Origin of the sequence: Streptomyces sp. P9-A4, from assembly GCF_036634195.1 — a bacterium.
Taxonomy (GTDB): Bacteria; Actinomycetota; Actinomycetes; order Streptomycetales; family Streptomycetaceae; genus Streptomyces.
Genome location: NZ_JAZIFY010000001.1, coordinates 710,804 through 734,802 on the forward strand (window position 1 = coordinate 710,804; position 23,999 = coordinate 734,802).

Sequence of the window (23,999 nt, forward strand, 5' to 3'; positions counted from 1 at the left end):
CCGAGTATATTGGCTGGCAGCCAGTCAACGCAGGAGTCCAGCATGTCCCCGCGTAGCCCATCGGTCAATGAAGAGCTTCGCCGCAGGTCGCGGGAGCGCATTCTGCAGGCCACGGTGGAGCTGGTCGACACCCGGGGCTACGAGGCGGCCACCCTCGGTGACATCGCGAAGCGGGCGGGCACGGCACGTGGTCTGATCTCGTACTACTTCCCCGGCAAGCAGCAGTTGCTGCAGGCGGCGGTGCACCGGCTGATGCACCTCACGCTGGAGGAGGCGCTGGAGCGGGAGCCCCGTACGGAGGACGGCCGGGAGCGGCTGGCCCGCGCGATCGACGCGATCCTGGGCCTGGCGGCGAAGCGCCCCACGCTGATGCGGACCCATATGGCGGGCATCCTGCAGGCCGAGGGGTTCGTGCAGTGCGAGGAGCAGCAGCGGCTCGCGTTCCTGCTGCGGGACACGGTCACGCGGTACGGCTCCGAGGACGTGGACACCGACTATCCGCTGCTGCGCGCCCTGCTGATGGGCGCGGTGGTGGCGGTGCTGCTGCCGGGCGCGGGGATGCCGATCGCGCGGCTGCGGTCGGAGCTGTTCCACCGTTACGGGCTGGACTGGGAGGCGGGTGTGCCGCCGGGCGGGGGTCCGCCCGACGGCACGCCGGCGCTCAGTCCGTCAGCCGGCCCTCATGGGCCCGGTCAGTCGTCGAAGTCGGAGTAGTCCGGCTGCGTCTGGACGTTGAGCTCGTCCATCCGGATCCGCTTCGCGGGGTCGGTACGGCGGTCGGAGAGCTTCAGGACGTCGAAGCCCTTGGCGATGTCGTTCGAGTAGATGTAGCCGTTGTAGTAGTACGCGGACCAGGAGCCACCGGTCGACATGGTGGTGGCGGACAGCGGGCCGCGCTCGAAGTAGGCGATCTCCTTGGGCTTGGCCGAGTCGGTGAAGTCCCAGACGGAGACGCCGCCCTGGTACCAGGCCTGGACCATGAGGTCCTTGCCCTTGACCGGGATCAGCGAGCCGTTGTGGGCGACGCAGTTCTCGGTGTCGGCCTGGTGGCGCGGGATCTTGAAGTAGCTGCGGAAGACGAGCTTGCTCTTCTTGCCCTTGCCGACGATGTCGTAGATGCCGTCGGCACCGCGGTTGGGGCCGACCTCGGCGTTGCAGGTGGCCGCGCCGCCGCCGCCGAGCTCGTCGGTGAAGACGACCTTGTTGGCCTTCTGGTTGAAGGTGGCGGAGTGCCAGAACGCGAAGTTGACGTTGTCCTGGACCTGGTCGATCACCTTCGGGTGCTCGGGGTCCTCGATGTCGAAGAGGATGCCGTCACCCATGCAGGCACCGGCGGCGATGTTCTTCTCCGGCAGCACGGTGATGTCGTGGCAGCCCGTGGTCTTGGAGACGCCCGGGTTGGTGGGTCCGCCCGGGTTGCCGCCGCCGTCCGGGCCCTCGCCCGGGAAGAGGACGGGGAAGTTGACGATCGCGGCCTTCTCGGGCGCCTTGCGGGGCACCTTGATGACCGAGATGCCGTCGTGCGGGGGCTGGCAGTCGGGGAAGGCGGCGTTGGGCGAGTACGAGGAGACGTAGACGTACACGTCCTTGCGCTTCGGCACCAGGGTGTGGGTGTGCGAACCGCAGGAGGTCTCGACGGCGGCGACGTACTTCGGGTTGGCGATGTCGCTGATGTCGAAGATCTTCATGCCCTCCCAGGATTCCTTGACCGAGGCGGGCTGCGTGGTGCTGGCGCAGGAGTTGTCGCTCCGGGAGGAGTCCGTCGAGAGGAACAGCAGGTTCCCGGAGACGGAGATGTCGTTCTGGGAACCGGGGCAGAGGACCTGCGCGACGCTCTTCGGGGCCTTCGGGTTGCTGATGTCGTAGATCCGGAAGCCGTCGTAGTTGCCGGCGAAGGCGTACTTGCCCTGGAACGCGAGGTCCGTGTTGAGGCTCTGGAGGGCGTCCTTGGGGATGTTCGCGAGGTGCTCGATGTTGGAGCTGTGGACGATCTCGTCCACGCCGGGTATCTCGCCGCTCTGGATGGCGGAGCGCGCGTCGGCCGCCTGCTGCGAGGTGACCTTGCCCTGCACGAGGGCGTCTCCCGGGTCGGGTGTGGCGGCCGCGGGGCCGGTCGTGAGCAGTGTGGCCAGCAGCCCGGCCGCGGCGGATGCCACGCCCAGGCGTCTGATCCGAGCACGCGGGTCACGCGTGATGGATGGGGTACGCGGGGTACGCAACGAAGTCACTCCGTCCTCCCTGGTATCCGTTCAGCACTGAACGGGTGTTGGACCCCGGCAGTATCTTCCTTGCCGTGCACATCTCAACAGATGGCAACGCAGACGTAATGAAGGTTTTTGATCGGTCACCCCGAGAAAGGTGCTAGGAACGGTCACTGTCCCCGCAAGAACACCTGGAGGTCGCGTTGTTGATCCGCCGTCAGCGTGCCGTCGTCGCCGTGGCCCTGTCCGCCGTCGCCGTACTCGCCCTGGCCGCCTGCGAGTCGGCTCCCGACAAGGGGGACCCGAGGGCCGGGGCGTCGACCGGGAACACGGTGGTGGCGCCGGGGAAGCCGGGTGAACCGGCCCGGCGGATATCCCCGGAGGAGGCCGCGCGCCTGCTCCCCGACGAGAGCCCCAACGGAGCGGACTTCCGCTACGCGCAGATGATGATCGTGCACCACCGGCAGGCCCTCACCATGACGGCCCTCGCCCCGGACCGGGCGGGCTCCCCGCAGGTGAAGAAGGTGGCCGAGCGGATCGCGGCGGCGCAGAAGCCGGAGATCGGCGCGATGGAAGGTTGGCTGAAAACCAACGGTGGCCCGCGCGAACAGACGGGCCACGACCACCACTCGATGCCGGGCATGGCCACCGAGGCCCAGCTGAAGGAACTGGGCGCGGCGAAGGGCAAGGCCTTCGACACACTGTTCCTGAAGCTGATGATCACGCACCACGAGGGCGCGGTGACGATGGCGGCGGAGGTCCTGACCGAGGGAAACAACGTCCTCGTGGAGGAGATGGCGAACGACGTCATCGCCCAGCAGACCTCGGAGATCAACCGGATGCGGTCGCTGTAGGACCTGCGCTGACGGTCCGACGGCCCGCGCGCCTGTCCGGCCGACGGCTCGGCCGGGCGGCGGCACGACCGCACCGCCGCCGCCCATGGCCCGAAGAGCCCCCTAGATCGCGCCGCCCTCGCGGGCGGTCTGGGCGGCCACCGCCGTGAGCACCTTGTCGAGGAGGCCGGGGAAGAGGGCGTCCAGGTCGTCGCGGCGCAGGGAGTTGAGTTTCGCCGTACCCCGGTAGGTCTGCCGGATGACGCCGCCTTCGCGGAGCACCCGGAAGTGGTGGGTCGTCGTGGACTTGGTGACCGGGAGGTCGAAGTACGAGCAGCTCAGCCCGACGCCCTCGCGCGCCATCTCCCACACGATCTGCAGGCGCACCGGATCCGCGAGCGCGTGGAGCACCGCTTCCAGGCGGATCCGGTCGCGCGCGGGGTGTTCCAGCTCGCGGGGGCTGGTGGTCGTCGTCATCGTGGCGGCTCCACTTCATCCGGGGTACCGCTCATTGTACGAGGACTCTCGTAGTTTGACAGATCTCGTACTACGAGGGATATCGTACTAGCGTCCCTCCAGGCACCCCGAAACGGAGTCCGTCATGAGCGTCGCCCTGTTCGAGCCCTACACCCTGCGGTCCCTCACCGTGCCCAACCGGGTCTGGATGGCGCCCATGTGCCAGTACTCCGCGGAGATGACCGGCCCGAACGCGGGCGTCGCCACGGACTGGCACTTCGCCCACTACGGCTCCCGCGCCACCGGCGGCGCCGGACTCATCCTCGTGGAGGCCACCGCCGTCGCCCCCGAGGGCCGGATCAGCCCGGCGGACCTCGGCCTCTGGAACGACACCCAGACCGAGAGCCTGCGACGGATCGCCGGCTTCCTCAAGGAGCACGGCACCGTGCCCGGCATCCAGATCGGCCACGCCGGACGCAAGGCCTCGACCAAGCGCCCCTGGGAGGGCCGGGGCCCCGTCCCCGACGGCGGCCCCGGCTGGCAGCCCGTCGCCCCCAGCCCCGTCGAGTTCGCCGAGGGCCACCCCGTGCCCACCGAGCTGACCGTGGAACGGATCCGGGAGATCACCGGCCTGTTCGCGGACGCGGCCCGCCGCGCCCTCGACGCCGGCTTCCAGGTCGTCGAGGTGCACGGCGCGCACGGCTACCTCATCGGCGAGTTCCTCTCCCCGCACAGCAACCACCGCACCGACGAGTACGGCGGCTCCTTCGAGAACCGGACCCGGTTCGCCCTGGAGGTCGTCGACGCCGTCCGGGCGGTCTGGCCCGAGGACCTCCCCGTCTTCTTCCGGATCTCGGCCACCGACTGGCTGGAGGAGCAGGGCTGGACGCCCGACGAGACCGTCCGGTTCGCCGCACTCCTTCGCGAGCACGGCATCGACCTCCTCGACGTCTCCAGCGGCGGCAACGGCGGACCCGCGCAGATCCCGCTGAGCCCCGGCTACCAGGTGCCCTTCGCCGCCCGCGTCAAGGCGGAGACCGGACTGCCGGTGGCCGCCGTCGGTCTGATCACCGAGAGCGAGCACGCCGAGAAGATCGTCGCCAACGGCGAGGCCGACGCCGTCCTTCTCGGCCGCGAGCTGCTGCGCGACGCCTCCTGGCCCCGCCGCGCCGCCCGCGAACTCGGCGCCACGACCCACGCCCCGTCGCAGTACGCCTGGGCGATCTGACCCGGGGCGTCCCGCGCGGGACGCGGGCCGGCGGCGGCGCGCGGGAGTGTCCGGGGGCCCGTTGTCAGTGGGCGGGTGCAGACTGGCCCGTATCCGCGACAACGGCGTCCTGGAGGTGGCAGCCATGCCCGACGTACTCCTCACCGTAGGCACCCGCAAGGGGCTCTTCATCGGCCGCAGGCACGACGGCCGATGGGAGTTCGACGATCCCGCCTTCCCCGCGCAGGCGGTCTACTCCGTCGCCGTCGACACGCGCGGGCCCAACCCGCGCCTGCTCGTCGGCGGGGACAGCTCCCACTGGGGGCCGTCCGTCTTCCACTCCGACGACCTCGGCAGGACGTGGACGGAGCCGGAGCGGCCCGCCGTGAAGTTCCCCGAGGACACCGGGGCCTCCCTGGAGCGGGTCTGGCAGCTGCACCCGGCACCGGAGCACTCCCCCGGCGTCGTGTACGCGGGGACGGAACCGGCGGCTCTCTTCCGGTCGGCGGACGGCGGCGAGTCCTTCGAGCTGGTCCGCCCGCTGTGGGAGCACCCGACGCGCTCCCGCTGGGTGCCCGGCGGAGGCGGCGAGGCCGTGCACACCGTGGTCACCGACCGGCGCGACCCGGCGGCGCTGACCGTCGCGGTGTCGACCGCCGGAGTGTTCCGCTCACAGGACGGCGGGAACAGCTGGGCGCCCTCGAACGACGGGGTGTCCGCCGTGTTCCTGCCGGACCCGCACCCCGAGTTCGGGCAGTGCGTCCACAAGATCGCCCAGGACGCGGGCGACCTGGACCGGCTCTACCTCCAGAACCACTGGGGCGTCTTCCGCAGCGACGACGCGGGCGCCCACTGGTCCGACATCGGCTCGGGGCTCCCGTCCGACTTCGGCTTCGCGGTCGCCGCGCACCCGCACCGCCGGGACACCGCCTATGTCTTCCCCATCACCGCGGACTCCGACCGGGTCCCGGCGGGACGGCGGTGCCGGGTCTACCGTACGAGCGACGCCGGGGCGACCTGGGAGCCGCTGGCCGAGGGACTGCCCGGCGGCGACCACTACGGCACGGTCCTCAGGGACGCGCTCTGCACGGACGACGCGGACCCCGCGGGCGTGTACTTCGGCAACCGCAACGGCGAGGTGTACGCGAGCGCCGACGACGGCGACAGCTGGCAGCTCCTCGCCGAGCACCTGCCGGACGTGCTCTGTGTCCGGGCGGCGGTGATCTGAGCACCCCCGGCCATGTGCCGGGGCGCTCCCGGCCACGTGCCGGTGATCCGGGCGCCCCCGGTCAAGTGCGGGGGCGGGCAGGGCGGTCGGCCGGCCCTGCCTCAGGGCAGGCGCCAGTCCACCGGCTGGGCGCCCATGCCGAGCAGCATCTCGTTGGCGCGACTGAACGGCCGGGAGCCGAAGAAGCCCCGGTCCGCCGACATGGGGGACGGATGCGCGGACTCGACGGCCGGCAGATCAACGAGCAGCGGGCGGGCGTTGCGCGCGTCCCGGCCCCACAGGATCGACACCAGCGGCTTGCCCCGGGCGGCGAGCGCGCGGATCGCCTGCTCCGTCACCTCTTCCCAGCCCTTGCCCCGGTGGGCGGCCGGCTTGCGCGGGGCGGTGGTCAGCGCCCTGTTGAGCAGCAGGACTCCCTGCCCGGTCCACGGCGTGAGATCGCCGTTCGACGGCCGGGGCATCCCCAGGTCGGTGTGCAGCTCCCGGAAGATGTTCTCCAGGCTGCCGGGGAGCTGACGGACCTCCGGCGCGACGGAGAAACTGAGCCCCATCGCCATCCCCGGTGTCGGGTAGGGGTCCTGACCCACGATCAGGACCCGCACATCGTCGAAGGGCTGCTGGAAGGCCCGCAGCACATTCGCCCCGGACGGCAGGTACGTCCGGCCCGCGGCGATCTCCGCCCGCAGGAAGGCGCCCATCTCCGCCACACGCCCCGCCACGGGGGCGAGGGCCTCCGCCCAGCCGGGCTCCACCAGTTCGTTCAACGGTCGCGCTGTCACGGTCCGTCACTCTACCGGCCTACAGTGACAGCGTGACCGAGCGCAGCGAGTCCTCCGCCCCCGCCGAGCCCTCCGCCCCCTCCGACGGCCTGGTCGTCGGTGTCGACTCCGGTGGTTCGGGACTCCGGATCGCCCTCGCCGAAGCGTCGACCGGCACCGTCCTCGGCACCTTCGCCTCCCGCGAGCCGGTGCGGACCGGCTCCGGCGGGATCTCCGCCCGGCACTTCCTGGACCAGACCCTGCCCGCCGTCCGGTCCCTGACCGGAGCCCACGGCGGGCGTCCGCTCCTCGCGGTCGCGGTGGGCGCCGCCGGGATGGCCACCCTCGGGGACGAACTGCGGGCCGAGCTGCCGGGGGCGTACGCCGAGGCCCTGGGGGTGCGGCGGGTCGCCCTCGCCGCCGACGCGGTCACGGCGTACGCCGGAGCGCTCGGGCAGCGGCCCGGCGCGGTCGTCGCGGGCGGCACCGGCATGATCGCGCTCGGCACGGACCTCGGCTCCTGGCGGCGGGCCGACGGCTGGGGCCATCTCCTCGGCGACTGCGGCAGCGGCGCCTGGATCGGCCGGGCCGGCCTGGAGGCGGCGATGCGCGCGTACGACGGGCGGAGCGGCGGTTCGGCCGCGCTGCTCGCCCGCGCCGAGAAGCTGTTCGGGCCGGCGGCGGGACTGCCGGGCGCGCTCTACCCCCGTACGGACCGGCCCGCGGTGCTCGCCTCCTTCGCCCCGGAGGTGGGGCGGTGCGCCGCCGCGGATCCGGTGGCGGCGAACATCCTCGCGCGGGCGGCCGTGCACATCGCCGAGGCCGCCGAAGCCGTCTGCCCGGCGGGACCGGAGGCGCTGGTGGCGCTGACGGGTGGACTGTTCAAGATGGGCGACCCCCTGCTCGTACCCCTGCGGGCGGCGCTCCGGGACCGGCTCCCGCACGCCCGGACCGTGGACGCGGCGGGCGATCCGCTGGCCGGGGCCGTGACGCTCGCGGCGGCGCTCGCCACCGGGACGCCGCGACTGCCGCAGGACGCCTCGCTGCTGCGGCTGTTCGGCGTCGGCGCGGCGTGAGCGGGGCCATCCTCCCAGGTCGGAGGCGGTGTAAGCCACCCTGCCACCGGCAAGGGGGGACATAGGGGGGCAGAAGGCGCGTGACCGTACCTCAGCCGACGGCGCGCCGGGCGAAACCAGTAGCATGCCGGGCCATGAGCTCCCCCACTGGGCCTGCTTCCGGCCTGCCTGTACGAATGCCTCGACCCCGTCAGTCCGGGCGGCACCGTCGCCCCGAACCCGCGGCGGCGCCCGAGGGCGCTCCCGCACTGGTTCTCGCTGTGCCCGGCGCGCCTTCCGCCGCCATACGCTCGCTCGCCGAAGAGGTCGTGAGCATCGCCCGCTCCGAGCTGCCCGGCCTCGACGCCCTGATCGCCTTCCTCGACGGCGACGACACCGAGTACCCCTCGCTCGCGACCGTGCTGACGGCCGCCGCCGCGCTGCGCACCGAGCGGTACGAGCTGGCCGTGGCCGCCGGCCGTGAGGTCACCGCCCCGACGGGCCCTGCCGCGGTCGTCGTCCCGCTGCTCGCCGGTCCGGACAGCGCCCAGACGCGCCAGGTGCGCCAGGGCGTCATGGACGCGGGCAACACCGCCGAGCTGACCGATGTCCTCGGCCCGCACCCGCTGCTCGCCGAGGCGCTGCACGTGCGTCTCTCCGAGGCGGGGCTCGCCCGCGCCGACCGCGCCCGGCTGTTCACGGTCACGACGGCCGCCGACGGCATCATCCTGGCCACGGTCGGCGGCGAGGAGGCCGTCCAGGCCGCCGGGATCACCGGCATGCTGCTCGCCGCGCGCCTCGCCGTCCCGGTGATGGCCGCCGCGCTCGACCAGGAGGGCTCGATCGCCTCCGTCGCCGACCAGCTGCGTGCCGCCGGTGCGGAGAACCTGGCGCTCGCCCCGTACCTGATCGGCCCCGAGCTGGCCGACGGTCTGCTCGACATCGCCTCGAAGGAGGCCGGCTGCGCCGCCGCCGAGCCGCTGGGGGCCTACCCCGCGATCGGCAAGCTGGTGCTCTCGCAGTACACGGCCGCGCTCGGCATCCCGCCGCAGCAGGCGCAGGGCGCCGCCTCGCTCTGAGGTCCGCGCCGCCTCGCCCGTACGCCGAAGGGCCCGCACCGGATGTCCGGTGCGGGCCCTTCGGTGTGTACGGCGGCGGCGCTGGTGCGGGGTTCTCAGCCGAAGACGACGCAGGAGGCTGCCGGGGCCTCGATCGCGCCCGCGCGGGCCGGGGTCCCGGTCTCCGGGTCGAGGGTGAACCAGGTGACGTCGCCGGACCGCTCGTTCGCCACGTACAGGCGCCGGCCGGCCGGGTCGAGCGTGAGGTCGCGGGGCCAGGTGCCGCCGCAGGGCACGGAGGCGAGAAGCGACGCGGCGGCGCCGTCCCCGTCGAGGGCGAGCACCGCGAGGGTGTCGTCACCGCGCACGGCCGCCCAGAGGAAGCGGCCGTCGGGGGCCACGACCACCTCCGAGGGGTGGCTGGGGCCCGTGGCGCCCTCGGGGACCACAGGGGTATCGCCGAGCGGTTCGAGCACGCCCGCCTCGGCGTCCCAGCGGCAGACGGTCAGGGTGGGCTCCAGCTCGTTGAGGACGTACGCGTACGTGCCGGCCGGGTGGAAGACCAGATGGCGCGGGCCGGTGCCGGGGCGCAGCGCGGTCTCGCCGTGGAGGGTGAGCGCCCCCGTCCCGGCGTCCAGGGCGCAGATCCGTACGGAGTCGGTGCCGAGGTCCACGCTCACCACCCACCGGCCGCTGGGGTCGGGGAGCACCTGGTGGGCGTGCGGGGCGGCCTGGCGGGCGGTGACGGGGCCGCTGCCCTCGTGCCGGAGGACCGTCGTGGCGGGGCGGGCGGTGCCGTCCTCGGCCAGGGGCAGCGCGGTGACACTGCCGGAGGTGTAGTTGGCGGTGAGGAGGTGGCCGGCGGCGAGCGCGAGGTGGGTGGGCGCTGCGCCGTCGACGGGGACGGGCGGGCCGAGCGGGCGGGGTGCGGGCCCGGTGATGTCGAAGGCGGCGACGGCCCCCGCCTCCGTCTCTGACACGGCGTGCAGCACGGTGCCCGCGAGGGCGAGGAACGAGGGGTCCGCGACGGCGTCGCTGCCGCCGGTGACGGTCAGTGCGCCCGTCTCCGCGTCCACGTCGGCGGCGAGCACGCCGAGCCCGCCCGCCGAGGTGAAGGACCCGATGTACGCCCGTACGGCGTCCCGCCCCTGAACCGTCCCTGTGCCGCCCACGGCGCCTCCCCTGTGTCCGGGGCCGATCGCGGTCGACCGGCCGTCGTCGGGCCGACGGTAGCAGGGGGTCTAGACCAGAACGGGGGGAGGTGGGGGTCTGCGGGCGGGGCCGGTGCGGCCCCGTCCGGTCCGGGCCCTTGCCGTCAGGAGCGGACCAACAGGGAGCCCGGCGGGGTTCGCAGGGGTTCGTCCAGGGCGGCCAGGAGCTTCTCCAGACCGCTCACATGACCCAGCGCGGCCTGTCCGGCGGCCGGTCCGGCGGCGGTGGCCGCCGGGCTCTCCTCCCCCGCCCCGTCGCCGCTCCGCGGCGACGTCAGCCGCTCGACGGCGGCCTCTACGCGCCAGCAGGCCGCCGCGAGCCGGGCGTCGTGGCCGGCGGCCGGGTCGGCCGCGACCGCGGCGAGTCCCCGCACCTCGTCCGCGCACTCGTCGAGGAGCGCGAGCACCTGACGGGCTCGGGCCTTGCGGCCACGGAAGGGGCTCAGCGGGTGGACCAGCGGCGCCAGGGACATCCGTACGCGTCCGAGGTGCAGTTCCAGCTCCGCCGCGTGCGGGCTCGGGTCGGCGTCCGGGTCGCCGGACAGGCGTCCCAGCGACGCGGACGTGGCGGCCCGCACGCCCCGCAGGGCCCGCTGGATCCACGCGTCGTTGATCGCGTGGGTGGTGACCGGGAGGATCAGGAGCACCGCGAGCGCCGCGCAGACCGCGCCGACGGCGGTCTCTTCGAACCGGAGCACCAGCAGCGCCGGATCGAGCACGCCGAGGAGCCCGTAGAGGAGACCGGCCATCACGGTCACGGACAGCGTCATCCAGCTGTACGAGACGGGCGCGGTGTAGAAGATCCCGAAGACGCAGAGCGCCACCAGGAGGGCCGTCGGTGCCGCCGCCCCGTCGAGCGGGATGGCGACCACCATGCCGATGCCGATCCCGATCACGGTGCCGAGCACCCGGCGGAAGCTGCGTACCAGCGTCTCTCCCCGCGACACGGTGTTCACGAAGATCCACCAGGTCGTGCCGACGGCCCAGTACCAGCGGTCCTCGGACAGCACCTGCCCGATCCCGAGCGCCACGGCGCAGGCGGCCGCGGCCTGGATCGCCTGCCGGGTGGTCACCCGGGCGAGTCCGACGCCGGGCAGCGGGGCGGGCACGGCGGCGGGCGGCGTGCGCCGCTCCAGCGGCCAGAGGACGAAGCGCACCGCGCCCGCTGCGGCCAGGGCGATGCCCACGGCCGCGAAGAGCTCGGGGAGCTGCGAGGGCACGGCGTGCAGGAACTGGGTCGTGAAGAAGTTCATGAAGGCGAAGACCCCGAGCGCGTGGCCGCGCGGGCCCCAGCGCCGGGCGTACACGCCGCAGAAGACCACCACGAGGAAGGCGATGTCCCGCAGCGGCGTGAGGTCGTGCAGCGCGGTCGCGACGGCGAGGACGGGGAAGCCGGCCAGCGGAAGGAGCAGGGTGGTCACGCGCTGCGCGCGCACGGTCGCGTCCGTCACGGTGAACAGCGCGAGCAGCGCGGCCAGGCCGCCCGTGATCGACGCGGTCAGCGACAGTCCGGCGAGTTCCGCCAGGGCGACGGCGAGAGCGATGCCGACGACGGCGCGGAACGCGTTCTTGAACCTGACGAGCCCCGGATCCGGCGCCACGAAAATCCTCTGCACGGTGGTGAACCGCCCCCTTGTCTTGCCTTCCGCCCCGTCGGCGGCTTCCCGGGGTGGTGGGAGCGCGCGGACACGACGAAGGCGCCGCGGTCCGGACCGGCCTCGTCGCCGACCCGGCGCTGCGCGGCGCCGAAAGTACCTGGATAGGACAAGGAAAGCATTCGGGTGGCCTCTGGCTCAACTCAACGGAGGGTTGCTGGGCCATTGGCCCAGCGTGCGGGCGTCCGGCCTGTCCGACGGAGGGCCAACGGACCACCAGGTCGGCCGGGGGCCCGGGCCCCCGGCTGTCGTCAGCGGGGCCGGTGGGCGTTGAGACGGGCGGCCTGGCGGGTCAGATGGTCGCGTTCGGCCAGGTTGGGCGCCTTGTGGGCGGCCTCGGCGTACAGTCGCGCCGCCGTCGCCAGGTCCCCCGCGCGCTCGTGGAGGTACGCCGCCGCCGCGGTGTGCCGGGGCAGCGCGTCGCTCAGTTCCGCGAGCGCCGCGAGACCCGCGTGCGGTCCGTCGGCCTCCCCCACGGCCACCGCCCGGTTGAGCCGGACGACCGGGCTGTCGGTCAGCCCCGCGAGTTCGTCGTACCACTCGACGATCTGCACCCAGTCGGTCTCCTCGGCGACGGGCGCGTCGGCGTGCAGCGCGGCGATCGCCGCCTGCGCCTGGAACTCACCCAGCCGGTCGCGGGCAAGGGCCGCCTGGAGGATCTCGACGCCCTCGGCGATGACCTCCGTGTCCCACAGACCGCGGTCCTGCTCGGCAAGCGGCACCAGACTGCCGTCGGGCGCGGTCCGCCCGGCTCGCCGGGCGTGGTGGAGCAGCATGAGGGCGAGGAGCCCCGACACCTCTGGGTGGTCGACCCCGGCGGCGAGCCGCCGGGTGAGCCGGATGGCCTCGGCGGCGAGGTCGACGTCGCCGGAGTAGCCCTCGTTGAACACCAGGTAGAGGACGCGCAGCACGGTGCCGACGTCGCCGGGCCGGTCGAAGCGCACCCCGGAGACGGTGCGCTTGGCGCGGCTGACGCGCTGCGCCATGGTCGCCTCGGGGACGAGGTAGGCCCGCGCGATCTGGCGGGTGGTGAGCCCGCCCACGGCGCGCAGCGTGAGCGCGACCGCGGACGACGGCGTCAGGGAGGGATGGGCGCACAGGAAGTAGAGCTGGAGCGTGTCGTCGGTCCCGGTCGCGGGACCGGGCGCCGGTTCCTCGTCGACGAGGTCCTCCCGGCGACGCCGGGCGGTGTCCGCCCGGGTCGCGTCGAGGAAGCGGCGCCAGGCCACCGTCACCAGCCAGCCCTTCGGGTCCCTGGGCGGGTCGGCCGGCCAGACGCGGACGGCCTCCACCAGCGCGTCCTGCACGGCGTCCTCGGCCGCCGCGAAGTCGGCTCCGCGGCGGACGAGGACCCCGATCACGCTCGGTGTGAGGCTCCGGAGCAGGGCCTCGTCCAGCGGAGCGTTCACAGCGGGGCCTCGGTCGTCGGGCAGGTCACAGCGGCGCTCCGCTCCTTCGTGGGGTCACTCCGTGACGGTGGGGTGCGCGGAGAGGAAGGGGCGCAGTTCGAGCCACTCGTGGATCGGCTCTCCGCCCGCCCCGGGGGCGGCCGACAGCTCCCCTGCCAGCTCGACGGCGCGCTCGTAGCTGTCGACGTCGATCACCATCCAGCCGGCGATGAGGTCCTTGGTCTCCGCGAAGGGACCGTCGGTGACCGGCGGGCGGCCCTCTCCGTCGTACCGCACGAAGGTTCCCTCGGGGGCGAGCGCCTGGCCGTCGACGAACTCTCCGGTCTTCTCCAGACGGGCCGCGAAGTCGTTCATGTACGCGATGTGGGCGGAGATCTCCTCCGGCGTCCAGCGGTCCATGGGGATGTCGTTCACGGCGGCCGGAGCGCCGCGGTAGTGCTTCAGGAGCAGGTACTTGGCCATGACGGTTCTCCTCGGTGCCGGTACGGCCCATTGTGGGCGCGTTCACCTCGGGGACGGAGCACGGCGCGGGTTCTCGACATCCCCGGACGGAATTTCTCACCCGAATTCCGCGCGCGGTGGAATCCGTACCAGAATGGGGTGTTTCCGTACCGGAGGAGGACGACGGAGCATGGCGGTCGACGAGCTCGACACCCGGATCCTGCGGCTGCTCATCGAGCAGCCCCGGACCAGTGTGCGGGAGTACGCGCGCGTGCTGGGCGTGGCGCGGGGCACCGTGCAGGCGAGGATCGACCGTCTGGAGCGGGACGGGGTGATCACGGCGACCGGTCCGGTCCTCTCCCCCGCCGCGCTGGGGCACCCGGTCCTCGCGTTCGTGCACGTCGAGGTGACGCAGGGGCATCTGGACGAGGTCGGCGACGCGCTCGCCGGGGTGCCGGAGATCGTCGAGGCCTTCTCCATCACCGGCGGCGGCGACCTGCTGACCCGGGTGGTGGCACGGGACGCGGGGCATCTGGAGGACGTGATCCAGCGGCTCATCCAGCTGCCGGGCGTGGTCCGCACGCGCACCGAGATCGCGCTGCGGGAGCGGGTGGCCCATCGGCTGCTGCCGCTGGTCGAGGCGGTCGGGCGATCTCGCACCGCTTAGTGTGGCGCCCATGCAGTCCTACACCATCGGGCAGGCGTCACGTCTGCTGGGCGTGAGTCCCGACACCGTACGCCGGTGGGCCGACGCCGGCCGGGTCACGACCCGGCGCGACGAGAACGGCCGGCGTCTCATCGAGGGACGCGATCTGGCCGCCTTCGCGGTCGAGGTCGGCCAGGGCGGGCCGAGCGGCCAGGGCGACGAGGGCCTGACGTACACCTCGGCGCGCAACGCGTTCCCCGGGATCGTGACGGCGGTCAAGCTGGGCGACGTCGCCGCGCAGGTCGAGATCCAGGCGGGGCCGCACCGGCTCGTGTCACTGCTCACCCGTGAGGCGGTCGAGGAACTGGGGCTCGAGGTCGGCGTCGAGGCCACCGCCCGCGTGAAGTCGACCAGCGTGCACATCGACCGGCCCTGAGCGCTCGGCGCCGATCGGTCCGCCGCGGGCGCTCGGCGGCGCACCGTCCCCTCCGGGCACCCGCCTCCGCACCGTCCGCTCCGGACGCTCGGCCGTGAACACCCGGCCGAAATCCGAAGGCGGGCGCGAACGGCCTGTGGCACAGTACGACCGCCCTGTCCCCCTGCCCCGGAGCGTTCGATGGCCCCGCCTGCCCGACTCCTGCCCCTCCTGGAGCAGTTCGACTTCGCCCGGCAGCGATTGACCGACCGTATGACGGGCCCGGTGGTGGACAGCGGGAACGGCACGGACGTCGCGGTCGGTCCGATGACCGACGCGGAGTACTTCTGGGAGCCGGGTCCGGGCTGCTGGTCCGTCCGCCTCCACAGCGAGGGCCCGGGACCCGCCGCCGCCCTCCTGACCGGCGTCGGTGCCTGGGGCCGGGAGACCGCGCCCCCGCCGCACCCCGTCCCGCCTCCGTTCACGACGATCGCCTGGCGGCTGAGCCACCTCAGCGAGATGCTCGCGCTGCGCGCCGACCACACGACCGGCACCCACAGCCTGACCCGCGACGACTACGAGATCAGCGGCGACGCCGCGACCGCCGTCGCCGCCTTCGACACGGCGGCCGACGCCTGGCGGGCGGCGCTGGTGTCCGCGGACGACACCGCGCTCGACACCATCGGGCACAGCACGTACCCCCACGGCAGCGATGCCGAGAACCCGTTCCTGGAGATCGTGTGGTGGATGAACCAGGAGCTGCTGCACCACGGGGCGGAGATCGCGCTGCTCCGTGACCTGTTCCGCGTCCAGCACCCGGGCGCCTGACCCGGGGAGCGGTTCCCTTTCCCCGTAAGGGAGTTCAGCGAGTCGTACGGGCCAGCAGCATCGCCACGTCGTCCTGCGCGGGCGCCGCGAGCAGCTGCCCGAGGATCTCGTCGCACAGCGCGTCCAAGGGGCGGTCGAGATGCCGCAGCGCCCGGCCGAGCTGCCGCATCCCCTCGTCGAGGTCCCGGTCGCGGGCCTCGATGAGACCGTCCGTGTAGAGGACGAGCAGCCCGCCGGAGGGCAGGGCCACCTCCTGCGTACCGAAGTCGTGGGCGCCGGTGCCCAGCGGGGTTCCCGGCGGTCCGTCGAGGAAGGTGACAGACCCGTCCGGGGTGGCCACGGCGGGCGGCGGATGGCCGGCGCGGGCGATGACCCAGCCTTTGGTGGCCGGGTCGTGGACCGCGTACACGCAGGTCGCCATCGTGTCCTCACCGAGGTCGGCCACGACGGCGTCGAGCGAGCTGAGCATCCGCGCCGGCGGGATGTCGTGCCGGGCCAGGGTCCGTACCGCCGTGCGCAGTTGGCCCATGACGGCCGCCGCGTGGATACCGTGTCCCATGACGTCGCCGATGACGAGACCGGTCCGTCCGCCGGGGAGCGCGATGGCGTCGAACCAGTCGCCGCCGACGTCATGGGCGCTCGCCGGCAGATAGCGGCCGGTCAGTTCGAGCCCGGTGACGGCGGGCAGCGCGCTGTTGGTGAGGCTGCGCTGGAGGGTCAGCGCGGCCTCGCGCTGAGTGGTGTAGAGGCGGGCGTTGTCGATGTTGAGGGCGGCGCGGGCGACGACCTCGTCGATGAGGACGCAGTCCTCGGCGTCGAAGGGCTCGCGGGTCCGCAGCCGGGTCACCGTCACCGCACCGAGCACCTTTCCCCTGGCCACCATGGGAACCAGCCGCGTCGAACCGATGCGGGTCGCGAAGTAGGCGCGGAGCGCCTCCGTGCTCGGGTCGGTGAAGAGCGCCGGGAGGTCGGAGGTGTAGAGGTTCATGGGGCGTCCGCGCGCGACGACCTGCTCGTACACGGAGTCCAGCGGGATCTGGAAGGTCTGCCCGGTGGCGAGCAGCGAGGTGGGGGCGGTCGGGTCGGGGAAGCGGGCCGCGAGCCGGCGCAGCACCCCGCGCGTGGAGGCGACCGGGTCGTCCGGTGCGAGGACGGACTCCAGCATCTGTACGTCGGCGGAGTCGGCCAGCTGCGGTACGAGGAAGCGGACGGCCTCCTCGGCCGTCTGCCGCAGGTCCAGGGTCGTACCGATCCTGGCCCCGGCCTCGGCGAGCAGCGCGAAGCGGTGGCGGGCGCGCTCGACCTCGCTGTGCGCCTCCTGGCTCTCGGTGATGTCGACGAGGGAGGCGATGATCCCCAGGGACCGCGGCTCCGCGCGGTCGACGAGCGGTGCGTAGGAGCAGGACCAGATGTGGTCGCGGTCGGGGTCGGCGGGGGTGCGGCCGACCCGGCGGGCGTCGACGACGGCGTGCCCGCTTTCGAGGACCTGGCGCATCAGGGATTCGAGGGAGACGGCGTTGACGCCGGGGACGACCTCGGTGAGGCGGTGGCCCACGTGCTCGGCCGCCGTCACCCCGTTCATCCGGGCCAGGGCGTCGTTGACCCGCAGGAACCGCAGGTCGGGGCCGAGGAGGGCGAGGCCGATCGGCGACTGGGTGAAGAGGCTCTCCATCGCCGCCAGGTTCTCCCGCATCCGCAGGACCTCGGAGGTCTCGACCGCGATGAGCATCGCCCCCGGCCGCCCCTGCGGGTCGGCGGCGGGCACGATCCACATCTCCATGGCGACCGTGTGCCCGTCGCGGTGCCGGACGGGGAGGGTGCCGACCATGGTCTCGCCCGCCTGGACGCGGTCGGTGAGCTTGTCCGCGAGCTCGCGGTTGGCGTCGGGTACGAGCAGCGGGGTGGCGAGCCGCCCGAGCACATGCTCGGGCCGGTGACCGAGGAGGTCCTGCGCGGCGAGCGACCACTCGACGATGCGGCCGTCCGCGTCCTCCCGCCAGAGGGCGATCGGCAGCAGCTCGCGGAGCACACCCGCGTCACCGACGGCCGCCCGGGGCGGCTGCGGAACCCTGCTCGACGACTGGTCAGTCTCCAACGCATCGCCCTACGCCTCGGCCTGCCCCAGGGGGCGCAATCCCTACCGAATCACCCTATCCGAGGACCTGGCCGGGGGCGCTGCGCAGTGCGGCCGATCGGCTGGCGGCGGAGGTGTCGGCCCCACACGGTACGGTCGAGCCCGTCACAGCCGCCGACGCCGCTCGCGACGCCCCGGGGGGGGCAGGTCCGCGAGCTCGGCGGGGCGCTGTCGGACGGACGTGTACGGCGAAGTGGGCGGGGCCGGGCCGTGGGCCGCCGCTCCGGGGATCGGAGTACAGGGGTGTGCGCGTGAGCAGAGTGATCGACGGCCGTTTCGAGCTGGTGGAACGGCTGGGCGGCGGCGGCATGGGAACGGTCTGGCGCGCCCGCGACCTGGCCCTCCACCGTGACGTGGCGCTGAAGGAGGTACGCCCGCCGGATCCCGCCATGGCCGAGCACGACGTGGAGGGCGCCCGCACGCTGCGCGCGCGTGTCCTGCGCGAGGCCCGCGCCCTGGCCCGGATCGACCACCCCAACGTGGTGACCATCCACCACATCGTGGACGCGGGCGAGGGGACCTACCCCTGGCTCGTGATGGAGCTGGTCACCGGAGGCTCACTGCAGGACCGGCTCGACCGGGGCCCGATGACGCCCGCCGAGGCCGTCGCCATCGGCCGGGGGCTGCTCGCCGCCCTGCGGGCCGCCCACGCGCGGGACATCGAGCACCGCGACGTGAAGCCCGCCAACGTACTGCTGCGCCCCGACGGGCGGCCGGTGCTCACCGACTTCGGCATCGCGGCGATCCGCGAGTCCACCGTCCTGACGGCCTCGGGCTCGATCATCGGCTCGCCGGACTACATGGCACCCGAACGCATCCGCGGCGGGGCGGCCAGCGGCCCGGCGGGCGACCTGTGGTCGCTCGGCATGCTCCTGTACGTGGCGGTCGAGGGCCACCACCCGCTGCGCCGGGAGAACACCCTCGCGACGCTCGCGGCCGTCCTCTCGGACGACGTACCGCCGCCGATGCGGGCCGGTGCGCTGACCGACGTACTGACGCGCCTCCTGGTACGGGACCCGGCGGCCCGTCCGGACGCGGAGGAACTCGAACGGGTGCTGGGCGAGATGGCGACGGGGAGCGGGGAGGCCGGGGCTCGGGAAGCGGACGGCCATGAGAAGGAGGCGGAGGAGGAAGAGGAGGAGGAGCCCGGGAGCGAAGCCACCTCGTTCCGGCTGACGCCGCCTCCGGCCGCCGCGCCCTCTCGGACTCCTGGGCCTCCGGAGACTCCCGCGCCATCCCCGTCTCCGGCGCCTCCGGAGGCTCCCGCACCTTCTCCGTCTCCAGCGCCTCCGGAATCTCCTGCGCCTTCGGAGACTCCCGCACCTTCTCCGTCTCCGGCGCCTCCGGAATCTCCTGCGCCTCCGGAGACTCCTGCGCCTTCGGAGTCTCTTGCGCCTGTGGAGACTCCTGCATCCGCACTGGCCTCAACCCCCGCACCGGTTCCGGCCCCGGCCGACCCCCGTGCGGTGACCGTCCCCTCGGCTCCCTCCGTCTCCCCGGCCCGTGGGGCCGACGGCCGGCGGCGGGGGTTCGCCCGCCGGTTCCTGGGGTCGGCCGCCGTGGTGGTGCTCGCCGTCGGCATTCCCGTCGCCGCCATGACCTGGGACTGGCAGCCGGCCGACCCGGGCAGCGGGGCGAGCAGCGCTCCGCCCTCGCAGCAGGGCCCGGTCGCCCAGCGTCCCCGGACGACGCCGAAGCCCACGCGCACGACGGAGGCCGATCCCGTCCCGCGCAACCTGCTGACGCCCGCCGGCGTCCGCGCCGCCATCACCGCCGTCAAGGCGGCCTCGGGCGGGACGAAGGCCACCGCCTTCGTCGTGTACCCGGAGTACGCGGTCGCCGAGTCCCTGGTCAAGGGCAGCACGAAGCGCTACGACCGCTACATCTACCGGGGCGAGGACGTGGCGGTCCGTCAGGGATCGGGTACGTCCTTCCCCGGCACGGTCCCCGCCGACCTCGACGCGTTCAACTGGGACGCCCTGCCGACGCTGCTCCAGCGCGCCGACAAGGAGCTGGGTGTCGACAAGCCGACCAGTCGGTACGTCGTCGTCGTCCCGGCCTCGACGCTGGCCGGGAACGAGGCGGGGATCACCGTGTACCTGTCCGACGCGTACGGCTCCGTCTATCTGAAAGCCGACGCGAAGGGCCGGGTGACGGAGAGCCACCCCCGCAAGGACTGACCGTCCGGCGGTCGTCGACCGGAGCCGGCCGGACGGGGTCAGCCGGTGGTCAGCGCCTTGAACGCGCGGGTCTGCTCCGTGATGGCCCGTTCCGTGGGCAGGCGCTCGATGGAGGAGGCGCCGAAGAAGCCGACGACCCCGGTGGTGTGCTCCAGGACGTACCGCGCGTCCTCTGGCTCCGCGATCGGCCCGCCGTGGCAGAGCACCAGGATGTCGGGGTTCACGCGCTTGGCGGCGTCGTGCATCTCCTGGACGGACGCGGCGGCGGCGTCGAGGGTCAGGGCCGTCCCGGCGCCGATGGCTCCCTTGGTGGTGAGGCCGACGTGCGGCACGAGCACGTCGGCTCCCGCGCGCGCCATGTCGGCCGCCTGCTCCGGGTCGAAGACGTACGGGGCGGTGAGCAGGTCGCGCGCGCGGGCGGCGCGGACCATGTCGACCTCCAGGCCGTACCCCATGCCGGTCTCCTCCAGGTTGACGCGGAAGGTGCCGTCGTAGAGGCCGACCGTGGGGAAGTTCTGGACGCCCGCGAAGCCCATGGCCTTGAGCTCGTCGAGGAAGAGGTCCATGCGGCGGAAGGGGTCGGTGCCGCAGACGCCCGCGAGGACGGGCGTGTCGCGGACCACGGGCAGCACTTCGCGGGCCATGTCCTTGACGATCGCGTTGGCGTCCCCGTACGGCAGGAGTCCCGCGAGCGAGCCGCGCCCGGCCATCCGGTAGCGGCCCGAGTTGTAGATGATCAGCAGGTCGACGCCGCCGTCCTCGGCGCACTTGGCGGAGAGGCCGGTGCCGGCCCCGGCGCCGACGATCGGACGGCCGGCGGCGACCTGGGCGCGCAGCCGGTCGAGTACGTCCTGACGGCTGATGGTGGTCACGGTGATCACTCCTCGGTGGTCTGCGGGGGGGGCGGGGGTTCTTCGGGACTGTTCGGGGTTCTTCGGGGTCTTTCGGGTTCTTCGGGGGCCGTTACGGGGTTCCCCGCCCCGGTCAGTGGGCAGCCACGCGCGCGTGCTCGGTGATCAGCCGGTGGAGTCGGTCGGCCATGGCGACCGCGAACGAGGGGTCGTTGACGTGGGCGTCGAGTTCGTGGACGCGGACCTCGCCGCCCCGCACCGCGGCGCGCAGGGCGTCCAGGCCGGCCCGGTCCGCCTCCGGGTCCGCGAACGGCCCGTCGGTCACGTCCACGGCCGAGATGCCGCGCAGGGGCCAGAAGACCTCGGACGGACCTCGTGCGTCGCGGAGCTTGCGGCCCATGGAGGTGCCGAGTTCGGCCATCTCCTCGACGGTGGTGCGCATCAGGGTCACGGTCGCGTTGTGGACGAGCAGCTGTCGCCCGGCGAACCGCTCGGGCACGGTCGCGGCCGGTCCGAAGTTGACCATGTCGAGGGCGCCGGGGGCGACGACCTGCGGGATGCCGACCGCGCCCGCCGCGGTGAGCCGGGACGGGCCCGCGCTGAGGACGCCGCCGACGAGTTCGTCCGCGAGTTCGGTGGTGGTGAGGTCGAGAACGCCGTCGAGCATGCCGTCCCTCGCGAGCTTCTCGACGGCCCGGCCGCCCGCGCCGGTGGCGTGGAAGACGAGGACCTCGTAGCCGAGTTCGGCGAGCCGGGCACGGGCCACGTCGACGGCAGGGGTCGTCACGCCGAACATGGTGGCCGCGACGACCGGCCTCCCCCGGCCCGCGGGCTCGTCGTGGTTGCGCTCGTAGCGGCGGGCCATGCCGGCGGCAGCGGCGGCGGCGTTGCCGAGGACCTGGCAGGAGACGGAGTTGAGGCCGGAGATGTCGACGACGCTGTACATCAGGGTGAGGTCGCTGCTGTCGACGTACGGGGAGACGTCGCCCCCGGCCATGGTGCTGACGAGCACCTTCGGTACGCCGATGGGCAGGGCCCGCATGGCCTGCGCGGCGATGGCCGAGCCGCCGCTGCCCGCGGCGGCGAGCACGGCGTGGAGCCGCCCCTTGCGGTAGAGGTCGACGACGACCCGACTGAGGCCCTGGGCCATCGCGGCGACGGCCGCACCGCGGTCCCCGGCGGCCCGCAGCGTGGCGAGGTCGTGGCCCCCGGCCCGCGCGACGACATCGGCGGAGACGTCCGCCACCGGCGCGTGGGCGGGTGGCGGCATGATCCCGGTGTCGACGAGGAGGACGTCGCTGCCGTACTCCCTGAGCCGCTCGCGCAGCCAGGCGTACTCCTCGCCCTTGGTGTCCAGTGTGCCGACCAGCACGACGGTCGCCATGCCCTCACCTTTCTCCGGTCCCGCCCGGGCCCGTGACCCGGTCCCGCCGTCGTCGATCCTCCGTCGTGTGACCTGCGGCGACAACGACCAGTCGGGCCGGATTGGCCTGCGTCGTGGCGCAGTATGGGTGCCATGGCCAGGATTGCTTCGACCCGTTTGTCCCGACTGCTCACCGGCTGGTCGTCGGAGGGGCCCGGTCCGCTGCCACGGCGGCTCGCGGACGCCCTGCGCGAGCTGGCCGAGCGGGGCGACGTGGCGGGCGGCAGCATCCTGCCCTCACAACGCGAACTGGCCCTGGTGCTGGGGGTGAGCCGGTCCACCGTCACGGCCGCCTACGGGCTCCTGGAGAGCGAGGGCTGGCTGGAGAGCGTGCGGGGCAGCGGCTCCCGGCTGCGGGGGTCGGGGGCACTCGACGGGTACGTGACCGAGGGGCGGCTCGTGAGCTTCGACGCCCGCTCGCGGACCGCCGGCACCGCCGACCTGTCGAGCGGCGCGCTGCCGGGTCTCGGCGCGGTGGGCGAGGCGGTGGACGCCCTGAGCGGCGGCGACCTGGGCGCGCTGCTCGGGAACGACGGCTACCACCCGTACGGCATCCCGGCCCTGCGGGAGGGCATCGCCGCGTACTACCGGGCGGCGGGGGTGCCGACGGAGGCGGGGCAGATCCTGGTGACCTCGGGTTCGCAGCAGGCCGTGTGGCTGGTGGCGCAGGCGCTGGTCGAGCCGGGCGACACGGTGGTCGTGGAGAACCCCACCTACCGGGGCGCCCTGGAGGCGCTGCGCGCGCGTGGCGCCCGACTCGTCCCGGTGGGCGGGGACGGTCCCGGCGGGGGTGCGAACGGGGCCGACCCGGCGGCGCTGCGCCGGCTGTGCGCCCACGGCCGGCCCCGGCTCGTCTACCTCCAGCCGACGGTGCACAACCCGACGGGGCGCAGCCTGGACGGCGCGGCGCGCAGGGAGTGGCAGCGGGTCCTGACGGACCTGGAGCTGTTCACGGTCGAGGACACGGCCTGCGCCGAACTCGCCCTGGGAGATGAGGGAGACGAGAGGAACGAGAGAGACGGCGGGCACGGCCGGAACGGTGGCGGCCCGCGAACGTCGCCCCGGGACGACGCGGCTCCCGTGCCGCTCGTGGCGGAGCTTCCGATGGGGTCGACGGTGACCGTCGGCACGCTGTCGAAGCTCTTCTGGGGCGGTCTGCGGGTGGGCTGGGTCCGGTCCTCGCCCCAGGTGGTGTCCCGGCTGGCGAAGATCAAGACCTCGGTGGACCTGTCGTGTTCGGTCGTGGACCAGCTCGTCGCCGTGCGTCTGCTCGACCGCCTTCCGGAGGCACGCGCGCGTCGCCGGGCGGAACTGCGGGGGCAGCGGGACGCGGCGGAGGCGCTGCTGCGCGCGACGGCGCCGCACTGGGAGTGGACCCGGCCTGCGGGCGGTCCCGCACTGTGGGTGCGGGTCCCCGGCTCCGACACGGAGGCCCTCGCCCAGCTGGCGCGGCGGCACGGCGTGTCGGTGGTGCCGGGCTCGGCCTTCTCGCCGGTGGACGGCTTCCGGGACAGGCTCCGGCTGCCGTACGCGCACGGGACGGACGCCCTGGCGGCGGCGATCCCGACCCTCCTGGAGTGCGCGGCCCGCACGGTCGGGTGAGGGGCCCGCACCGTCGGGTGAGGGGCCCGCGCCGTCGGGTGAGGGGCCCGCGCGGTCGGGGCCGCCACCGGCGGGCGCTCCTTCCGGGCGGGCGCGGAGGCGGCCGCCCTGTCGACAACTGGCCACACCCCGGGGGACGTACGCGACGAGGACGGGCTCCGGGCCCGTCCAGTCGCCGCCCAGCAGGTCGATTCCGAGGGCTGGTGCCGCCTCCGAGGGTGACGATTCGGCCAGTCCGGCACTCCCGGTGGGTTGCCGGTCGCGCCTGGGCGCGTACACCACGCCGATCCCTGTTTCCGCTGGTCCCAGGCGGCGACACGCCCATGCCGACCGGATGCGACGACCTTGCCGTTCGTACGCGCCGCGACGGCGAGACGTCCTTCACCCCCGTCAGGGCCGCCCCTCGGC

General features: G+C 73.7%; 21 protein-coding genes. 11 read left to right on the forward strand and 10 right to left on the reverse strand.

Going from position 1 to position 23,999, the window contains the following annotated elements; genetic code table 11:
* Positions 1 to 42: 42 nt before the first annotated feature.
* Entirely contained in the window at positions 43 to 714 is a 672-nt protein-coding gene (locus tag V4Y03_RS02995; RefSeq protein WP_332433899.1) for a TetR/AcrR family transcriptional regulator, read from the forward strand.
* On the opposite strand, the gene V4Y03_RS03000 is transcribed toward V4Y03_RS02995, so the two are convergent.
* Positions 693 to 2,228 carry an LVIVD repeat-containing protein gene (locus V4Y03_RS03000; RefSeq protein WP_317876459.1) on the reverse strand — a complete coding sequence of 512 codons (1,536 nt, stop codon included), beginning with the start codon at positions 2,226 to 2,228 and terminating at the stop codon, positions 693 to 695. The two genes, V4Y03_RS02995 and V4Y03_RS03000, sit on opposite strands and share 22 nt — an antisense overlap.
* Before the next feature lie 176 nt (positions 2,229 to 2,404).
* On the opposite strand from V4Y03_RS03000, the gene V4Y03_RS03005 reads away from it, so the two are divergent.
* Entirely contained in the window at positions 2,405 to 3,055 is a 651-nt protein-coding gene (locus V4Y03_RS03005; protein WP_317876460.1) for a DUF305 domain-containing protein, read from the forward strand.
* A 102-nt stretch (positions 3,056 to 3,157) separates the two neighbouring features.
* Here V4Y03_RS03005 and V4Y03_RS03010 read toward each other — a convergent pair whose 3' ends face one another.
* Positions 3,158 to 3,511, reverse strand: a complete 354-nt coding sequence (locus V4Y03_RS03010; protein WP_317876461.1) for an ArsR/SmtB family transcription factor — start codon at positions 3,509 to 3,511, stop codon at positions 3,158 to 3,160.
* 124 nt (positions 3,512 to 3,635) lie between these two features.
* Here V4Y03_RS03010 and V4Y03_RS03015 point away from each other — a divergent pair, with 124 nt between their 5' ends.
* Together V4Y03_RS03015 and V4Y03_RS03020 are read left to right on the forward strand one after the other, a co-directional pair.
* Positions 3,636 to 4,718, forward strand: coding sequence for an NADH:flavin oxidoreductase/NADH oxidase (locus tag V4Y03_RS03015; protein ID WP_332433900.1), 1,083 nt, complete (start codon positions 3,636 to 3,638; stop codon positions 4,716 to 4,718).
* Positions 4,719 to 4,842: 124 nt separating this feature from the next.
* Complete coding sequence (locus tag V4Y03_RS03020; RefSeq protein WP_317876463.1) at positions 4,843 to 5,925, forward strand: WD40/YVTN/BNR-like repeat-containing protein; 1,083 nt, start codon at positions 4,843 to 4,845, stop codon at positions 5,923 to 5,925.
* Between the two features lie 101 nt (positions 5,926 to 6,026).
* Here the strand turns inward: V4Y03_RS03020 and V4Y03_RS03025 are convergent, their stop codons facing one another.
* A complete protein-coding gene (locus V4Y03_RS03025; protein WP_332433901.1) occupies positions 6,027 to 6,704 on the reverse strand; it encodes a uracil-DNA glycosylase in 678 nt (225 codons plus the stop codon).
* Between the two features lie 32 nt (positions 6,705 to 6,736).
* On the opposite strand from V4Y03_RS03025, the gene V4Y03_RS03030 reads away from it, so the two are divergent.
* Positions 6,737 to 7,759 (forward strand): N-acetylglucosamine kinase, encoded by a 1,023-nt coding sequence (locus V4Y03_RS03030; protein WP_332433902.1) that lies wholly within the window; start codon positions 6,737 to 6,739, stop codon positions 7,757 to 7,759.
* Between the two features lie 134 nt (positions 7,760 to 7,893).
* Positions 7,894 to 8,817 carry a sirohydrochlorin chelatase gene (locus V4Y03_RS03035; protein WP_332433903.1) on the forward strand — a complete coding sequence of 308 codons (924 nt, stop codon included), beginning with the start codon at positions 7,894 to 7,896 and terminating at the stop codon, positions 8,815 to 8,817.
* A gap of 95 nt (positions 8,818 to 8,912) precedes the next feature.
* Here the strand turns inward: V4Y03_RS03035 and V4Y03_RS03040 are convergent, their stop codons facing one another.
* From V4Y03_RS03040 to V4Y03_RS03055, 4 genes are all read right to left on the reverse strand, one after another.
* Entirely contained in the window at positions 8,913 to 9,968 is a 1,056-nt protein-coding gene (locus V4Y03_RS03040; protein WP_332433904.1) for a lactonase family protein, read from the reverse strand.
* Positions 9,969 to 10,111: 143 nt separating this feature from the next.
* Positions 10,112 to 11,614 carry an FUSC family protein gene (locus V4Y03_RS03045; RefSeq protein ID WP_332437093.1) on the reverse strand — a complete coding sequence of 501 codons (1,503 nt, stop codon included), beginning with the start codon at positions 11,612 to 11,614 and terminating at the stop codon, positions 10,112 to 10,114.
* 299 nt (positions 11,615 to 11,913) lie between these two features.
* Entirely contained in the window at positions 11,914 to 13,059 is a 1,146-nt protein-coding gene (locus tag V4Y03_RS03050) for an RNA polymerase sigma factor (RefSeq protein WP_332437094.1), read from the reverse strand.
* A gap of 66 nt (positions 13,060 to 13,125) precedes the next feature.
* Positions 13,126 to 13,533: a YciI family protein gene (locus V4Y03_RS03055; protein ID WP_317877283.1), complete on the reverse strand. Its 408-nt coding sequence runs from the start codon at positions 13,531 to 13,533 to the stop codon at positions 13,126 to 13,128.
* Positions 13,534 to 13,702: 169 nt separating this feature from the next.
* Between V4Y03_RS03055 and V4Y03_RS03060 the strand changes: the two genes are divergently transcribed.
* The 3 genes from V4Y03_RS03060 to V4Y03_RS03070 all read left to right on the forward strand — a co-directional run bounded on the left by V4Y03_RS03060 (position 13,703) and on the right by V4Y03_RS03070 (position 15,401).
* Positions 13,703 to 14,179 carry an Lrp/AsnC family transcriptional regulator gene (locus V4Y03_RS03060; RefSeq protein ID WP_317877284.1) on the forward strand — a complete coding sequence of 159 codons (477 nt, stop codon included), beginning with the start codon at positions 13,703 to 13,705 and terminating at the stop codon, positions 14,177 to 14,179.
* Positions 14,180 to 14,189: 10 nt separating this feature from the next.
* A complete protein-coding gene (locus V4Y03_RS03065) occupies positions 14,190 to 14,594 on the forward strand; it encodes a TOBE domain-containing protein (RefSeq protein WP_332433905.1) in 405 nt (134 codons plus the stop codon).
* A 180-nt stretch (positions 14,595 to 14,774) separates the two neighbouring features.
* Positions 14,775 to 15,401, forward strand: a complete 627-nt coding sequence (locus V4Y03_RS03070) for a DinB family protein (RefSeq protein ID WP_317877286.1) — start codon at positions 14,775 to 14,777, stop codon at positions 15,399 to 15,401.
* Between the two features lie 34 nt (positions 15,402 to 15,435).
* On the opposite strand, the gene V4Y03_RS03075 is transcribed toward V4Y03_RS03070, so the two are convergent.
* Positions 15,436 to 17,496: a SpoIIE family protein phosphatase gene (locus tag V4Y03_RS03075; protein ID WP_317877287.1), complete on the reverse strand. Its 2,061-nt coding sequence runs from the start codon at positions 17,494 to 17,496 to the stop codon at positions 15,436 to 15,438.
* A gap of 347 nt (positions 17,497 to 17,843) precedes the next feature.
* Here V4Y03_RS03075 and V4Y03_RS03080 point away from each other — a divergent pair, with 347 nt between their 5' ends.
* The gene (locus V4Y03_RS03080) at positions 17,844 to 19,715 is read left to right on the forward strand and encodes a serine/threonine-protein kinase (protein WP_443079858.1); all 1,872 of its coding nucleotides are present in this window, start codon (positions 17,844 to 17,846) and stop codon (positions 19,713 to 19,715) included.
* Between the two features lie 38 nt (positions 19,716 to 19,753).
* Here V4Y03_RS03080 and V4Y03_RS03085 read toward each other — a convergent pair whose 3' ends face one another.
* Positions 19,754 to 20,587 (reverse strand): phosphoenolpyruvate hydrolase family protein, encoded by an 834-nt coding sequence (locus tag V4Y03_RS03085; protein WP_317878642.1) that lies wholly within the window; start codon positions 20,585 to 20,587, stop codon positions 19,754 to 19,756.
* 112 nt (positions 20,588 to 20,699) lie between these two features.
* Positions 20,700 to 21,950, reverse strand: a complete 1,251-nt coding sequence (locus tag V4Y03_RS03090) for a Tm-1-like ATP-binding domain-containing protein (protein ID WP_332433907.1) — start codon at positions 21,948 to 21,950, stop codon at positions 20,700 to 20,702.
* 132 nt (positions 21,951 to 22,082) lie between these two features.
* Between V4Y03_RS03090 and V4Y03_RS03095 the strand changes: the two genes are divergently transcribed.
* The gene (locus V4Y03_RS03095) at positions 22,083 to 23,591 is read left to right on the forward strand and encodes an aminotransferase-like domain-containing protein (protein ID WP_332433908.1); all 1,509 of its coding nucleotides are present in this window, start codon (positions 22,083 to 22,085) and stop codon (positions 23,589 to 23,591) included.
* Positions 23,592 to 23,999 lie beyond the last annotated feature (408 nt).

Excerpts from the sequence above, each read along its gene's own strand:
- V4Y03_RS02995 (WP_332433899.1), top strand. The coding sequence starts at position 43 with ATGTCCCCGCGTAGCCCATCGGTCAATGAAGAGCTTCGCCGCAGGTCG.
- V4Y03_RS03010 (WP_317876461.1), bottom strand. The coding sequence starts at position 3,511 with ATGACGACGACCACCAGCCCCCGCGAGCTGGAACACCCCGCGCGCGAC.
- V4Y03_RS03015 (WP_332433900.1), top strand. The coding sequence starts at position 3,636 with ATGAGCGTCGCCCTGTTCGAGCCCTACACCCTGCGGTCCCTCACCGTG.
- V4Y03_RS03020 (WP_317876463.1), top strand. The coding sequence starts at position 4,843 with ATGCCCGACGTACTCCTCACCGTAGGCACCCGCAAGGGGCTCTTCATC.
- V4Y03_RS03035 (WP_332433903.1), top strand. The coding sequence starts at position 7,894 with ATGAGCTCCCCCACTGGGCCTGCTTCCGGCCTGCCTGTACGAATGCCT.
- V4Y03_RS03055 (WP_317877283.1), bottom strand. The coding sequence starts at position 13,533 with ATGGCCAAGTACCTGCTCCTGAAGCACTACCGCGGCGCTCCGGCCGCC.
- V4Y03_RS03060 (WP_317877284.1), top strand. The coding sequence starts at position 13,703 with ATGGCGGTCGACGAGCTCGACACCCGGATCCTGCGGCTGCTCATCGAG.
- V4Y03_RS03065 (WP_332433905.1), top strand. The coding sequence starts at position 14,190 with ATGCAGTCCTACACCATCGGGCAGGCGTCACGTCTGCTGGGCGTGAGT.
- V4Y03_RS03070 (WP_317877286.1), top strand. The coding sequence starts at position 14,775 with ATGGCCCCGCCTGCCCGACTCCTGCCCCTCCTGGAGCAGTTCGACTTC.
- V4Y03_RS03080 (WP_443079858.1), top strand. The coding sequence starts at position 17,844 with ATGGGAACGGTCTGGCGCGCCCGCGACCTGGCCCTCCACCGTGACGTG.
- V4Y03_RS03090 (WP_332433907.1), bottom strand. The coding sequence starts at position 21,950 with ATGGCGACCGTCGTGCTGGTCGGCACACTGGACACCAAGGGCGAGGAG.
- V4Y03_RS03095 (WP_332433908.1), top strand. The coding sequence starts at position 22,083 with ATGGCCAGGATTGCTTCGACCCGTTTGTCCCGACTGCTCACCGGCTGG.